Origin of the sequence: Pseudomonas sp. DR48, from assembly GCF_019823085.1 — a bacterium.
Lineage (GTDB): Bacteria > Pseudomonadota > Gammaproteobacteria > Pseudomonadales > Pseudomonadaceae > Aquipseudomonas.
This window is the reverse complement of record NZ_CP081946.1, coordinates 4361801-4377232: the sequence shown is the minus strand read 5'-3', so window position 1 is coordinate 4377232 and position 15432 is coordinate 4361801. Positions and strand designations below refer to the sequence as shown.

11 protein-coding genes are annotated in these 15432 nt (G+C 59.1%); 10 read left to right on the top strand and 1 reads right to left on the bottom strand.

What is annotated here, in order from left to right; translation table 11 throughout:
- Positions 1-83: 83 nt before the first annotated feature.
- The 9 genes from K5K95_RS19925 (at position 84) to K5K95_RS19885 (ending at position 12869) form a co-directional block, all read left to right on the top strand.
- Positions 84-1733, top strand: a complete 1650-nt coding sequence (locus tag K5K95_RS19925) for an electron transfer flavoprotein-ubiquinone oxidoreductase (RefSeq protein ID WP_222585710.1) — start codon at positions 84-86, stop codon at positions 1731-1733.
- 33 nt (positions 1734-1766) lie between these two features.
- Positions 1767-3191, top strand: a complete 1425-nt coding sequence (locus K5K95_RS19920) for a gamma-aminobutyraldehyde dehydrogenase (protein WP_222585709.1) — start codon at positions 1767-1769, stop codon at positions 3189-3191.
- 124 nt (positions 3192-3315) lie between these two features.
- A complete protein-coding gene (locus K5K95_RS19915; RefSeq protein ID WP_222585708.1) occupies positions 3316-4737 on the top strand; it encodes an APC family permease in 1422 nt (473 codons plus the stop codon).
- 69 nt (positions 4738-4806) lie between these two features.
- Positions 4807-5148, top strand: coding sequence for a cupin domain-containing protein (locus tag K5K95_RS19910; RefSeq protein ID WP_222585707.1), 342 nt, complete (start codon positions 4807-4809; stop codon positions 5146-5148).
- Between the two features lie 39 nt (positions 5149-5187).
- Entirely contained in the window at positions 5188-7149 is a 1962-nt protein-coding gene (locus K5K95_RS19905) for an FAD-dependent oxidoreductase (protein ID WP_222585706.1), read from the top strand.
- A gap of 454 nt (positions 7150-7603) precedes the next feature.
- Entirely contained in the window at positions 7604-8398 is a 795-nt protein-coding gene (locus K5K95_RS19900; RefSeq protein ID WP_222585705.1) for a PhzF family phenazine biosynthesis protein, read from the top strand.
- Between the two features lie 400 nt (positions 8399-8798).
- Positions 8799-10202 (top strand): NAD(P)/FAD-dependent oxidoreductase, encoded by a 1404-nt coding sequence (locus K5K95_RS19895; RefSeq protein ID WP_222585704.1) that lies wholly within the window; start codon positions 8799-8801, stop codon positions 10200-10202.
- Complete coding sequence (locus K5K95_RS19890) at positions 10189-11427, top strand: NAD(P)/FAD-dependent oxidoreductase (protein ID WP_222585703.1); 1239 nt, start codon at positions 10189-10191, stop codon at positions 11425-11427. The genes K5K95_RS19895 and K5K95_RS19890 overlap by 14 nt, the downstream gene beginning before the upstream one ends.
- A gap of 26 nt (positions 11428-11453) precedes the next feature.
- On the top strand, positions 11454-12869 hold the full coding sequence (locus K5K95_RS19885) for a glycerol kinase (protein ID WP_222585702.1): 1416 nt from the start codon (positions 11454-11456) through the stop codon (positions 12867-12869).
- Positions 12870-12948: 79 nt separating this feature from the next.
- On the opposite strand, the gene K5K95_RS19880 is transcribed toward K5K95_RS19885, so the two are convergent.
- Positions 12949-13728 (bottom strand): DeoR/GlpR family DNA-binding transcription regulator, encoded by a 780-nt coding sequence (locus K5K95_RS19880; RefSeq protein ID WP_222585701.1) that lies wholly within the window; start codon positions 13726-13728, stop codon positions 12949-12951.
- A gap of 435 nt (positions 13729-14163) precedes the next feature.
- Between K5K95_RS19880 and eutH the strand changes: the two genes are divergently transcribed.
- Positions 14164-15411, top strand: coding sequence for an ethanolamine utilization protein EutH (gene eutH / locus K5K95_RS19875; protein WP_222590381.1), 1248 nt, complete (start codon positions 14164-14166; stop codon positions 15409-15411).
- The last annotated feature ends 21 nt before the right edge of the window (positions 15412-15432 follow it).

Below are 15432 nucleotides of genomic sequence, written 5' to 3'. Positions count from 1 at the left end.
CCGCTCTCGAAACAACGGTTCCCGCTTTAGCCGGTTCTGCCGGCTTCTTTTTACACGCCACTCTTATAATAAGTACGAAGCACATGCGTGAATTTATGGAATATGACGTCGTCATCGTCGGTGCTGGCCCTGCCGGGCTTTCTGCCGCATGCCGACTGAAGCAGCAGGCCGCCGCAACGGGTCAAGAGATCAGCGTATGCGTAGTCGAGAAAGGTTCGGAGATCGGTGCCCACATCCTCTCCGGCGCCGTATTCGAACCTCGCGCCCTGAACGAACTCTTCCCTGACTGGAAAGACCTGGGCGCCCCGTTGAATACCCCTGTAGCCCGCGACGACATCTACCTGCTCCAAGGACCGGAAAACGCCAAGCGAATTCCCCATTTTTTCGTCCCGAAGACCCTGCACAACGAGGGAAATTACATCATTTCCCTGGGCAACCTCTGCCGCTGGCTGGCCCGGCAGGCGGAAGGCCTGGGTGTGGAGATCTATCCGGGTTTCGCCGCCCAGGAAGTGCTGTTCGACCAGGGCGGTGTTGTTTGCGGCATCGTTACCGGCGATCTCGGCGTCGACCGCGAAGGCAACCCGAAAGAAGGTTACTACACCCCCGGCATGGAGCTACGCGCCAAGTACACCCTGTTCGCCGAAGGTTGCCGTGGTCACCTCGGCAAGCAACTGATCAAGAAGTACAACCTGGATTGCGACGCCGACACCCAGCACTACGGCGTTGGCATCAAGGAAGTCTGGGACATCGATCCGAGCAAACACCAGCCCGGCCTGGTGATTCACACTGCCGGCTGGCCGCTGAACGACGAGAATCCAGGTGGCTCCTTCCTCTATCATCTGGAGAACAACCAGGTGATCGTCGGCCTGATTGTCGACCTGTCCTATAGCAACCCGTACCTGTCGCCGTTCGACGAGTTCCAGCGCTACAAGCACCATCCGGTCGTCAAGCAGTACCTGGAAGGCGGCAAGCGTGTGGCCTATGGCGCCCGCGCCATCTGCAAGGGTGGCCTGAACGCCCTGCCGAAGATGGTCTTCCCAGGCGGCGCGCTGATCGGTTGCGATCTGGGCACTCTGAACTTCGCCAAGATCAAGGGCAGCCACACCGCCATGAAGTCGGGCATGCTGGCTGCGCAAGCGACCGCTGAAGCGCTGGCTGCTGATCGCAAGGGTGACGAGCTCACCGGCTACGTCGATGCCTTCAAATCCAGTTGGCTGTTTGACGAACTGTTTCGCAGCCGCAACTTCGGCGCCGCCATTCACAAATTCGGCGCCTTGGTCGGCGGTGCCTTCAACTACATCGACCAGAATTGGTTCGGCGGCAAAATTCCCTTCACCTTGCGCGACAACAAGCCGGACTATGCCTGCCTGAAGCCAGCCGCCGAGTCCCCACGCATCGAGTATCCGAAGCCGGACTCAAAGATCAGCTTCGACAAACTCTCTTCGGTGTTCCTCTCCAGCACCAACCATGAAGAAGACCAACCGGTGCATCTGCGCCTGGCTGACGCAAGCATCCCGCTCGTCAAGAACCTGCCCCTCTACGACGAACCCGCGCAGCGCTACTGCCCGGCAGGTGTTTACGAAGTGCTGAACAACGATGACGGGAGCAAGCGCTTCCAGATCAACGCCCAAAACTGTGTGCACTGCAAAACCTGCGACATCAAGGACCCGGCCCAGAACATCACCTGGGTGGCCCCGGAAGGAACCGGCGGTCCCAACTACGCCAACATGTAATTCCCTGATCAAACAATAAATATGGGTACAACAATGCAAACCAAACTACTGATCGATGGAAACCTGATATCCGGTCTTGGTGCGTCCCAGGCGGTACTGAATCCGTCGACCGGCGAGGTCATCATCGAAATCCCCGAAGCTGACGCCAGCCAGGTCAATGCGGCCATCGACGCCGCCGAAGCGGCGTTTGAAGGCTGGTCTCGCCTCGCGCCCAAAGACCGTAGCGCAGCACTGCTGAAGATTGCCGATCTCATTGACCTACACGCTGAAGAGCTTGCCCGCCTTGAGTCGCTGAACTGCGGCAAGCCTTATCCCGCCGTGCTCAACGACGAACTGCCTGCCGTGGCTGACGTGTTCCGTTTCTTTGCGGGGGCCGCTCGATGCCTGAACGGTAGCGCCGCCGGCGAATACCTGCCGGGGTATACCTCGATGATTCGCCGCGATCCCATCGGCGTCATCGCGTCCATCGCACCCTGGAACTATCCGCTGATGATGGTCGCGTGGAAGATCGCACCTGCACTGGTCGCCGGTAACACGGTCGTCCTCAAGCCCTCGGAACAAACCCCCCTCACGGCACTGCGCCTGGCCGAACTCGTAAACACTGTCCTGCCTCAAGGTGCGCTCAACATTGTCTTCGGTCGCGGACCCTCGGTTGGGGCGCCGCTCGTGACTCACCCGAAAGTTCGAATGGTCTCGCTTACCGGCTCCGTCGCGACTGGCGCGAACATCATTTCGAGCACCAGTAGCGAGATCAAGCGCATGCACATGGAGCTGGGAGGCAAGGCACCCGTGCTGATTTTCGATGACGCCGATATCGATGCGGCAGTCGAAGGGATCAGGACTTTTGGGTTCTACAATGCGGGCCAGGACTGCACCGCCGCCACCCGCATCTATGCCCAGGAAGGCATTTACGAAAAGTTCGTGGAGAAACTGGGCGCAGCGGTAAGCACCCTCAAGTACGGTCTTCAGGATGAAGACGGTGTCGAACTGGGCCCGCTGATCACCTCCCAACATCGTGATCGGGTGAAAGCGTTGGTCGATCGCGCGATTGCTCAACCGCACATCCGAGTAGTCACTGGCGGCAAGCCGGTTGATGGCCCCGGCTACTTCTTCGAGCCGACGGTGCTTGCTGACGCGAAGCAAGACGATGAAATCGTACGGCGCGAAGTCTTTGGCCCCGTCGTGTCGGTAACCAAGTTCACCGACGAAGCCCAGGTACTGGCCTGGGCCAACGACTCCGACTACGGATTGGCATCCTCTGTCTGGACGCAGGACGTGGGCCGTGCGCATCGCCTTAGTGCTCGCCTTCAGTACGGATGCACCTGGGTCAACACCCACTTCATGCTGCTCAACGAAATGCCTCATGGCGGGCAAAAAATGTCGGGATATGGGAAAGATCTGTCCATGTACGGCCTGGAAGATTACACCTCCATCCGCCACGTAATGATCAAGCACTAACTTTTAGTGCCCTGCGGGCTGCACATGGAAGTGCAGACGCCGTTATCTGCATTGCCTCTAGCGTCAATGGATTTTATTTCCGGCTTACAGGCCGCTGACAATAATAATTAAGGTCCGAGACACAATGACGAAGTATCAAGACGCCAGCACGGCATTTGAATCCTATACATCAGAAACGTTCAAGGCTAATACCCAACCAGAGTCTCTGTTTCGAGTAACCCTGTTGGGCCTATCCGGCCAACAAGTTGTCCCCAGCGCAGCAATGGCTGCCGGATGCCTTCCTCTGTATGCAGGAAATGGCTCTTGGCTAGCGATGCTGCTCGCACTTGCCGCCGCCCTTTTCATGTCAATGGCAAGCAACGTGTTTGCCCGCAAGCATGTAGTGACGGGCTCTCTTATCTCGTACGTTGGCCTGTCTCTTGGGCGCATGCCACAACGCGTGGTAGCCGCGTCCTACCTCACTGGGTTCCTGATCGTCTGTGCTGCCCTTTCCGCATCGGTCGTGATGTTCAGCAGCAGCTTTCTGCACAGTGTCGGCGTACCGTTTGCCGCGTCGAACTGGTTCCAGGCAGCGTCGGCCATCACTCTCTCCGTCCTTGCCGGAGCGCTGACCTGGCGCGGGCTTGATGCCTCCATCTCCATCACGGCCTGGCTGTCTTTCCTCTCGGCTCCTCTCGTGTCGATCGTTGCGGTCACAGCCGCGATGGACACGGGCGTTGATCTGACGGCTCAGCTGACGCTCCAGGGTGTTTCGTGGCAAAGCCTTGCGCAAGGCACCATTGTAGGCCTGGCCTACTTCGTTGGCTGTGACGCCCTGGCGGCGCTGGCAGCGGAAACTGCTGAGCCGAAAAAGAACGTGCCAAAGCTGATTCGAAATGTCCTTTTGATCACAGGGTTCGCCTTTACTGGAATGCTGCTGCTGACCACTCACCTCATGAGTTCGCAAGCCGATGCGCTCAATGCGGGTCAGTCGCCGACCGCCATCATGGCCAACATTGCCGGCATGTCCTATCTGCAAAAGCCAATCGACCTTCTGCTTACCGGAGCCGCATTTGCCAGTCTTGTAGCGTTCATGAACTATGGGAGCCGAGTATTTGCCACCTCGGCCACCGAGAAGTTTCTTCCCTCGGTCTTTTCGAGTGTGCATCCCGAGTTTGGATCGCCCACGGCCGCGACGATTCTGATGGCTACTTCGGCCGCGATTATTCCGCTGGCACTTCAGGTTTTTGCAGGTGCACCACCGATCCTTTCGGCGAACTATCTTTCTACGCTGTTCTCTCTGTTCTGGATTATTCCATATGTCTTGCTCAGCATAGCTGCCATTAAAGAAATCATTAAATCCGGGGAGCAGAATTTAATAAATATCCCGGCAATTGCCATCGGCGGCCTGACGTTTGCCGTCATCCTGGCTTATTACTTCATGATCGAATCCGAGGGTGTATTTGCCTGGCTACCGTACATCATGATCATTATGACAGCAGTCGCCTATGGGGTTCTTGTTGCACTTGAACGCTCTCAGGCGAAGCACTGCCACCCAGCCCGTTAGTTCGCACTTGAGAACCCTATGCAACTTAGGTGCAATAAATAATGGAAACACCACCCAGAGGTCTGATCTATGTCCAACACCATTCACTTCAAGCGTGACGAGATGGTCTATTCGTCTTATGGCGGACAGCCCCTGAACAGGGCTGCCATTTGTCGCCTGGTAGGCACCGATGAAAGCCAGACGATGGGCGCCGGAATCGCTTATTTCGATGACATCTCGATCAACTGGACTGTGCTTTACGATGAACTGATCGTCGTCCTGGAAGGTGAGTTTGAACTCGTTCTCGGCGAAACCACAATAGCGGCAAAACCGGGTGATGTTATCTGGGTTCCAGAGAAGACGCCCCTCGCCTACTCGGGCAAAAAAGCCAGGGTCTTTTACGCGCTGTACCCAGTCAACTGGAGCAACTAAAAGCACGTCATTGTTAAACACGCTGATAGGACCTCTAAGATGCCTGCCTCAAATGATGCGTACCCACACCTGTTTTCACCTCTTCAAATACGTAACAAGCGTCTGAAGAACCGGATCATGTCTACCGGGCATGACACCTCAATGCCCACCGACAATCTGGTTAACGACCAGTTGGTCGCGTACCACAAGGCCCGAGTCGAAGGTGGCGCAGGGCTCATTATTCTGCAAGTTGCAGGTGTACACGAAAGTGCCCGGTACACTTCTCATGTGCTGATGGCCACCGATGACGACTGCATTGCCGGCTATCGTCGGATCGCCGATATCTGCCACGCGAATGGGACGGTGGTCTTTTCGCAGATATTCCACCCGGGACGCGAGATCATGGAGTCCAGCGATGGGCCCTTGGCCGTCGCCTACTCGGCCTCCGCCACGCCGAATGAACGCTTTCACGTCATGCCCCGAACGCTCGATCAGAAGATGATCGACGAGATCGTTGCTGGGTATGGTGAAGCCGCTCGCAGGCTGGAGGCTGCAGGCATCGATGGCGTGGAGATTGTCGCCAGCCACGGATACCTGCCGTCGCAGTTCTTGAACCCGCGCATCAATCGGCGCACGGACCAGTACAACGGTGACATCGCGGACAGACTGCGATTCATTGATGAAATCATCGAGGCGGTGCGGGCCCGGACGAGTGAAAACTTCGTGGTCGGTATGCGCATTTCGGCTGATGAACGCGATGCCGATGGCCTGACTGAAGAGGAGTCTCTTCAGGCCGCACAACGGCTCCAGGATCGTCTGGACTACGTGCATATCGTCGCCGGTACGTCAGCAACACTCGGCGGTGCGATTCATATCGTTCCGCCGATGGCGGTTGAAGCGGCATACCTGGCGAATGAAGCCGCCCGTTTCAAGTCGAAGCTGTCCATTGCGCTGTTCGTGACCGGGCGAATCAATGCGCCCCAGGAGGCCGAACTGATCCTTGCCCGGGGACAGGCGGATGTCTGCGGCATGACAAGGGCTCTGATCTGTGATCCCCAGATGCCAAACAAGACCTCCAGCGGGAAGGCCGACGACGTACGCGCCTGTATCGCTTGCAACCAGGCGTGCATCGGTCACTTCCACAAGGGTTTCCCGATCTCCTGCATCCAGCGCCCCGAGACCGGCCGTGAGCTGCGCTACGGCGTTGTCACTGCGGCCCAGGTAAAGAAGCAGGTGATGGTGATCGGTGGTGGCCCCGCCGGCATGAAGGCGGCTGCCACCGCGGCCCAGCGAGGCCATGACGTGTCCCTGTACGAAGCGACTTCGCAACTCGGCGGGCAGGTCCTCCTCGCTCAACTTCTTCCCCGGCGGAGCGAATTCGGCGGCGCAAGCACGAACCTCCAACGCGAACTTGAACTGGCCAACGTCAAGGTGTTCAAGAACACCCGCGTGACAGCAGAAATCATCAATGAGGCGAAACCTGACGCTGTCGTCCTCGCAACCGGCGCGAAGCCATACACCCCTTGCTACGAAGCGGGCGGGGATCTGCAAGTCGTCAACGCCTGGCAAATACTTCGCAACGAAGTGAAGGTGGGCCGGTCCGTTGTCGTCGTGGATTGGCGCTGCGATTGGATCGGTCCCGGCATAGCCGAAATTCTGACCAGGGCTGGCCACAACGTTCAGCTTGCCGTGAACGGACTCAACGTCGGTGAGATCCTGCCACTCTACGTCCGTGACAACATGGTCGGTGAAATGCACAAGTTGAAGATCCCGGTGACCACCTATGCCCGGCTTTACGGTTGCGATGACTCCACCGTCTATATGCAGCACACGGCGAGCGGCGAACCCATCATCTTCGAGAACATCGACACCCTGGTGCTCTGCACCGGGCACGAATCAATCGACGATCTGGCTGATCAGTTGGACGACAGCATTGCGATTCATCGAGCCGGCGACTGTCTTGCCCCTCGCAGTGCCGAGGAAGCCATCTACGAAGGAATGAAGGTCGGCTGGGCAATTTAGACCTGATTGTCCGATATCACCCTTTAGCCGCAGCGCCTTAGCCTGGCCTGCGGCTCTTTTTTGCGTTCATCGCGCTCTATGGTGTCTATGCCCGGGTGCTGGTGCAGGATGAACTCAAGGCCGGGACATTGGTGACGCTGTTAGATCCTATGGATACCGGCAGAAACTACTACCTGGCGTAGGCCAATCGATACCAGGATCAGCCGTCCTTGGTGACCTTTCACTGAGGAGTTGTTTGGCATGCCTTTTTCAGAGTGTTCTATCTGAAACGCCCAGGTGTCCATAGGGAACCGCCGGTTGAAGTGCGGCATATTCACTGGCCAGCATACCGCCCCCAGGATTGTTCCAAGGTCGCGGTACAGTATCCAACCGGCTACCGGGTACAGCATCGCCTCAACTGTTGACTAATCGCTCGCCACAAGCCGACCAACCCTCTGCAAACAAGGACCCAATCATGCGTATGTATCAAGTCGATGCCTTTACCGACCGGCTTTTTTCCGGAAACCCCGCTGCCGTTCTTGTGCTTGAAGACTGGCTGCCAGATGATCTGATGCTGGCGATCACCCAGGAGAACAACCTCGCCGAAACGGCCTTTGTCAAAGCCCGATCCGATGGGGAATGGGATTTGCGCTGGTTTGCTCCGGCGCATGAAGTCGATTTCTGCGGCCACGCTACCTTGGCGACCGCACATGTTCTATTGAGCAAGAACGAGAAGGCTCCATTGGTGTTTCACACTCGCGTCGGCGAGTTGCGGGTATCGAAAGAGGCCCGTGGATACAAGCTCGATATTCCCTGTCTTTCGCCAGAGGCGCTGGACGCCCTTCCAGGAAAAATCGCCGATATCTTCGAGCTGCCGCCTGCGCATATCTTCCGCAACTTCGAGAACCTATTTGTCGACCTCGGCAGTGCCGACGCAGTGCGCAGTTTCGTTCCCGACCTCATCGCGATCGCTCGTCTCGGTCCTGTCGGACTCGTTGTGACGGGACAAGAGTCGGAAGGCTCAAAAGCGCAGTTCGTCTCACGCTACTTCGCCCCCGGCGCAGGTATTCCCGAAGACCCTGTTACCGGGTCGATTCACGCCACTCTTGTGCCTTACTGGGCTGGCCGACTGGGTCGCAATTGTCTCCTGGCTTACCAGGCATCCATGCGAGGCGGCTGGCTCGACTGTGAACTGTCCGGGGATCGGGTGTTTCTGGTTGGAAATGCCGTGACGTTCATGGAGGCCACGATCTCCCTTCCCGAGAGGTAAGTGATTCCACTGATAGCGTTTGCTCAACACGCTGCCAGATCAGCGACACAAGCGCGCGTCAGTAACACTGGCGCGCCCTACTGTGTAGCGCGGTATCAAACCGAGGGATTTATGACTGAAACCACAAACAGCTGACCACTTACCGCTTCTGACCGAATCTACTCGGTCACTTCTGACTCGGGCAACTCCCGCCTGAAACTGTCACGCAATGGGCACACATCTGCCATCCAAGGCCGTTAAACACATCGGGTATTCCTGCCCGCCCTGCGCTGTTGCCCGAAAGAAGGCCCCATATTGACTGATCACTCGTCCTGATCCGGTCAATTCATCACTGATTCGGTCAGCGGCATAGGGGATGCACCTCCGTTGCCATGACTGATTTATCCGAACGGGCAATAACATGATGAAACCCTTAGCTGATCGCACCGATGTCTACGACGTTATCGTCGTCGGCGGCGGTGTCGTGGGATGCGCATTGGTGCGGCGATTCACTCTGGAAGGGGCTCGCGTGCTGCTGTTGGAAAAGAGCCCTGACATCCTGTCGGGGGCCAGCAAGGGCAACAGCGCGATCCTCCACACCGGCTTCGATGCGCCACGGGACAGCCTCGAACTACGCTGCATGCAGGATGGCTACCAGGAGTACCTGGACATTCACGCCAGGATGAACCTGCCGTTACTCAAATCGGGGGCCATGGTGGTCGCCTGGAGCGAGGAAGATCTGCAGAAGCTCGACGGCATCGTTGAGCAGGCTCATGACAATGGCGTCGCGGACGTCAGGATCATCGACCGCGAACGGGTTCGGGCCCTGGAACCTCACCTGGCCGCTCACGCGCTTGGGGCCGCCGAAGTGCCGGGCGAATTCCTGATCGATCCATGGTCTGCCCCCCTGGCCTATCTCCAACAGGCGCTGATGCATGGCGCGAACACGCAGTTCAACGCCGAGGTCACGAACGGCCAATTCGATGGCGGCGTATGGCGCCTGTTAACCTCTCGCGGGGTGTTCCTGACTCGGACGGTCATCAATTGCGCCGGGTTGTTCGGCGACCACCTGGAGCAGAAGCTCCTCGGCCAATCCAGTTTCTCGATTCACCCTCGCAAAGGGCAATTCGTGGTGTTCGACAAGGCCGCCTCGCGCTACCTGAAGAACATCGTGCTCCCCGTACCGAACGAACGCACCAAGGGCATCGTGCTCACCAGGACCGTGTACGGCAACCTGCTCGTCGGTCCAACCGCCGAAGAACAGGATGATCGCCTCCATGCCCGGCTCGACAGCGAAGTCCTCAGCCAACTGATTGCCGCGGCAGTCGAGCGTATCCCGGCGCTCGAAGGCATGCCGGTCACCGCAACCTATGCCGCCCTGCGTCCGGCATCGGAGAAAAAGGAGTACCGGGTACGCAAGGTCGAGGGCAAGAACTGGATTACCGTAGGCGGCATCCGCTCGACTGGCCTGACCGCCGCGCTGGGTATCGCCAAACATGTCTTCAGCCTTTACGACACCCGGCACTGCCCCCCGGCCAGTCAGCAGTGGCCATCGATGCCGAACCTGGCGGAACACTTGCCTCGGGACTATCAGCAGCCTGGGTATGGAGAGATCGTTTGCCATTGCGAAATGGTCACGCTTCGCGAAATCGATGCAGCGCTGCGCAGCCCTCTCCCTCCAGGCGACCTCGGTGGGCTCAAGCGTAGAACCCGCGCCTGCATGGGCCGCTGCCAGGGTTTCTATTGCGGGGCCCGCGTCGCAGAGCTGAGCGCCGGCCATCTCGCCATTCCTCTCGCTACAGGTGATTGCCATGAGTCCCACTGAGATCGAAAACGTCGACGTCGCCATTGTCGGAGGTGGCCCCTCTGGACTTTCGGCCGCCATCGAGCTGCGCAGGCTGGGTATCGACAAGGTGCTGGTCATCGAGCGCGAACCCGAGGCAGGCGGCATTCCTCGCCACTGCGGGCACCCGCCGTTCGGGTTCTGGGAATACGGCCGCGTCTACTCCGGTCCGGACTACGCCAAGCGCAATGTCGACGAAGCAAAAAAGGCCGGCGTCGACATACGCGTCCTGCATTCGGTGACCCGCCTGGGTGCCCATGGACAACTGGAGGTCGTGAGCCCGCAAGGTCCGCTGCGCATCCATGCCCGCCGGGTGCTCATCGCGACCGGTGCACGCGAGACGCCACGCTCGGCACGCCTGGTCGGAGGCGATCGCCCCCTTGGCATCATCAATACCGGGGCCTTCCAGTCCTACCTCTACCTCAAGCACCTCAAGCCGTTCGAGCGGCCATTGATTGTCGGCACTGAACTGGTCAGCCTCTCCTCCGTGCTGAGTTGCCGCAAAGCAGGCATCCAGCCCGTGGCGATGATTGAAGCCAATCAGCGTGCCACCGCGCGCTGGCCCCTCTCGCTGTTCCCCCGGCTCTGCGGCGTGCCCATGCACTTCGGCGCACAGCTCCAGGAAATCCACGGCACAGGCCGTGTAGAGGGAGCAAGCGTCAAGCTGGCGGATGGCAGTGTCAGGGAATTCGAGTGCGATGGCGTGCTGTTGACCGGACGTTTCGTGCCCGAGTCAAGCCTAGTCAGGCTGAGTGACCTCAAGCTGGACACCAGGAGCGGTGGCCCTGCCATTGACCAGTACGGGCGCTGTTCCGACCCGGCCTACTTCGCCGCCGGGAACCTTTTGCGCCCGATTGAAACCGCAGGCTGGTCATACCGCGAAGGTCGCAAGATCGCGACCCTGATGGCCCGTGATCTGCGCGACCCACTGCCGGCGCCTGGTCAGGAAATCGAGGTCGTCTGCAAGGGTCCGCTCAAGCTCTGCGTGCCTCAGCGCCTGAGCCTTGCGCCGGTCGAAGGCATGAAGAACCTGCAGATGCGCGTAAGCTGCGCCAGCCGTGGTCGTCTACTGATCAGCGCTGATGGCAAGGAACTCTGGTCGCGCAGTATCTCGGCGCTGCCGGAGCGCCGGATTCTCGTTCCCATTGCCGCGTTGAACGTTGCGCCAGGCGTGCGCCAGATTGAAGTCGACTTTGTCGGCGAGTAAGACAATAGCCGAGGAGACTAAAAGAAATGCGTATTGCCGCAATAGACCAAGGCACCACCAGCACCCGTGTCCTGGTCGTCAATCAGAATGGCTCGGCCGATATTCAGTTATCACTGAGGCATCAACAGCACCATCCTCACCCAGGCTGGGTGGAACATGACCCGATCGAGCTGCTCAACAACCTGCAGCGCTGCCTGGAGTCGACCGGCAAGGTCGATGCGATCGGCATCGCCAACCAGGGCGAAAGCTGCCTGGCCTGGGATGCCAGAACGGGCGAGCCTCTATCGCCAGTGATTGTTTGGCAGGACAACCGCACCGCGGCAGAAATCAACCGCCTGCGAGCCACTGGCGCCGAGGCCCTGACACTGTCCAGGGCGGGACTTGCGCTGGACCCGTACTTCTCCGCGAGCAAGCTGGCCTGGATCGTCCAGAACCTGCCCGCCGCCCAGAGTGCGCTCAAGGCCAAACGCCTGCGTCTGGGTACCACTGACGCGTACTTCCTGGACCGACTCACCGGGGTGTTCGCCACCGACGTGACGACCGCCTCGCGGACCTCCCTGATGAACCTGGCCACCGGACAATGGGACAGCGAACTGTGCGAGCTGTTTGGCGTACCGCTGGAAACCTTGCCGGAAATACGCGACACCGTCGGCTTCTTCGGCGAGATCGGGGTTACCCCTGTCACCGCGTCCATCGTCGACCAACAGGCGTCCCTGTATGGCCATGGCTGCCGGACCGATGGCGACGCCAAGATCACCTTCGGTACTGGCGCCTTTGCGCTGACCGTCACCGGAGACCAGATCATCCGGGCACCGGAGAAAGGCCTGCTGGCAACCATCGCCTGGCAGATTGCCGGCAAGCCCACCTATGCCATGGACGGTGGCGTCTACGATGCCAGCGCAGCCGTCGAATGGGCCGGGCGACTGGGCCTGTTCAGCGACTTTTCCGAACTCGCCGCATTCGAGCAAGCACCTGCCATTTCACGGCGCCTGACGTTCGTACCGGCGCTGTCGGGCCTGGCCTGCCCGCACTGGGATCGCAGTGCCGCCGCCCTGTGGGTCGGCATGAACGGTGGTACCACTCGCCAGGACATGTGCCAGGCGTTGCTGGAAGGCGTCGCGCTGCGCAGTGTCGAAGTCATCTCCGCCATGGACGCCTTCCTGAATGTGACCGACCAGCTGTCCATCGATGGAGGTCTCGCGCGCAGCCCGTATTTCGCCCAGTTCCTCGCCGATGCACTGCAGCGCTGCATCGTCACGCAGCGTTTCGACGAGTTGACGTCGTTCGGCTGTGCCGCCCTGGCCGCAAAGGGCCTGGGCATTGAGCTGACGCCTCCTCGCAACACCAGCACGAAGTTCCGTCCTCGCATCGACAGCGGACAAGCGCAGCAATGGCGCGAAACATTTTCCGACGCCGTGAAACGCTGCAGGGATTGGAGGTAAGTCCACAGGAAAGTTTGAAACTGGTAGCAGGGCAAGCCTTGCTGCCAGGTTTACTCTGCCCCGCCGTTCCAACGCCTTGTCACCATTCCTGCCGGCCAGCCAATGGGGCTTCGTGCACCTCGACATGAGCTTCGGCCAACGCCCTCGCCAACTCTCCTGCCGGCTTGCGATCGATGATCAGCCGATCGATGCGCTCCAGCGGAAAAACCTGGAACAAAGCACGCTTGCCCATCTTCGAGGAGTCCGCAATCACCGTCAGATACCGCATGCGGGCGATCATGGCCCGAGTGATCTCGGCCTCCTCGATCGAAAAGTCGAAAGCGCCATCAGCACTCAACGCCCCTATCGTCACGACCGCATGCTCGGCGTTGAAACGCGCGATCTGCTCCATGGCCAGAGCACCCGTATTCTGGGCCGAGTCCGGCCGGTATTCGCCCCCGATCATGAAAACCCGGTTACCACTGGCACCGATACTTTCGGCAATCATCAGCGAGTTGGTGATGACCGTGATCCGGCTGAGCTTGGCCAGCTCCCGGGCGAAGAACAAGGTGGTCGTACCGGTATCGATCAGGATGCTGTCGCCGGGCGAGTACAAGCCAGCGGCATAGCGGGCCACCGCGCGCTTCTCCATGGAGAACTCGTTCATCCGCGTCTGGAATGCGTTCTCATACTCACCTCTGGGGGGTAACGACGCGCCCCCATGGTACTTGGTAACTTGCCCCCCTTCAGACAAGGTAGTGAGGTCTCGGCGGATCGTCTCCTGAGATGTACCGAGGGTTCGAGCCAGCTCTTCGACCGAGATCCTTTCTCGCTGCCTCAACAGTTCCAGTATGTGTTGCTGTCGTTCATTGGGACGCATCGTTACTCCTCTGTCACGTCGTCATTGCCCCGTCACCGCGCACCTCTGTTACCTAGAAACACAGATGAGGCATGGGTAACGGTTCCGCTTCAGGACTGGATCGCTCAGTTCCGCCGGATGCGTTGGAATACACAAATGGCTCCCACTCCGTCACGTCCAGCGGCTAAGGCGTTTCGTCGAAGACTACGCCGTCGAATTGACCGAATCCAGCAAGTCGATTCCGCAAAACCACAGCAAAACAACGAATGGCATGCGATGTGGTTAGTAAACACTCAGAAACCTCAACATAAAAGGCTGTACTTGACCCCAGCCAAGGCCAGGTTTCACAGGAAAACTGCATGTGGTCTGCGACCAGATCGGTACCGAAACAACAACAAGTTCATGCGGGACGCCCTCAGGGCGGAGCCCGTCGGCACGGTGAGAGAAGGTGAAGCAATGGCTGAGTTTGGAAACTATGTGATCTACCTGATCATGATAGGCGCGATAGTTGGCGCCTTTGCGTCTGTCCTGAAGCCGCAAAGCGGTCTGGGAAAAGAGTTCGTGAATGGCATCCACTCGATCGGACCGGTGTTCCTGGCCCAGGCAGGGATCATGATCTCGATCCCCTTCCTCTCGAAGTTCATCGAGATGGCCCTCGGCCCCTACTTCAGCCTGATGGGCTCCGACGTCTCGATCGCAGCACTGTCGATCATCGCCGTGGACATGGGCGGCTACCAGCTGGCCGATGCAATCGCGGCCAACCGCGATGTATGGATCACCGCCATGATCGTTGGCTACACCTCAGGGGCAACGATCGTCTATTTGATTCCAGTCGGCCTCATGATGCTCGAGCACAAGGATCACAAGTACCTTGCCCTCGGCGCAATGGCCGGTTTGATCAGCATCCCCTTTGCCGTCCTGGCCGCGATGCTGATGATCACGAGCTTCAATATTCCTGTGCGCGAAATCGTGTCGACCAGCTCGCCCGCCCTGCATTACCTGACCCTGGACTTTGTCGCCTGCCTGAAACTGCTGGCGCCCCTGTTCGTCTTCTGTTTCGTCCTCGCAGCGGGGCTGCGATACCAGGCGAACCTGATGGTCACTGGCTTCCTGGTGTTCGGCAAGGCGATGGATGCCTTCATCAAGATCATCCTGGCCCTGGCGATCGTGGAGCATTTCACCGGTTTCTTCATGAAACACTTCGGCTTCTGGGGATTCGACCCCATGTTCGCCGACCAGAAGGAGCTGTTCCGGGCCATCGAGATTGCAGGTTACATCGGCATCATGCTGGCCGGCACCTTCCCCATCTGCTACCTGTTCCAGAAGTACTGCCGCAAACCGATGACCATACTGGGCCGGCACTTCGGCCTGTCGCCCTCGGGTGCCGCGGCCTTCGTGATGGTGTTCGCCAACATCATCGCCGTGTACCACGTGTTCAAGAATCTCAACGCCCGCGACAAAGTCCTGTGCGTCGCCCTGGGCGTCTGTGCCCAGGCCACCATCGGCGATCATCTGGCGTTCACTGCCAACTTCCAGCCCACGCTGATCATGCCCGTTCTGCTGGCCAAACTGTTTGGCGGCCTGCTGGCAGTGGGTATCGCGATCAAGTTCTCCGTTCCGGCTGCCCAGCGCTACGAGGCGGCGGAGCGCACTCAAGATGAAGAGCAGGACTGCGCAGACATGCCGGCTCCTCGCTCCGCGTAATTGCTAACCCACGAAGGCGAT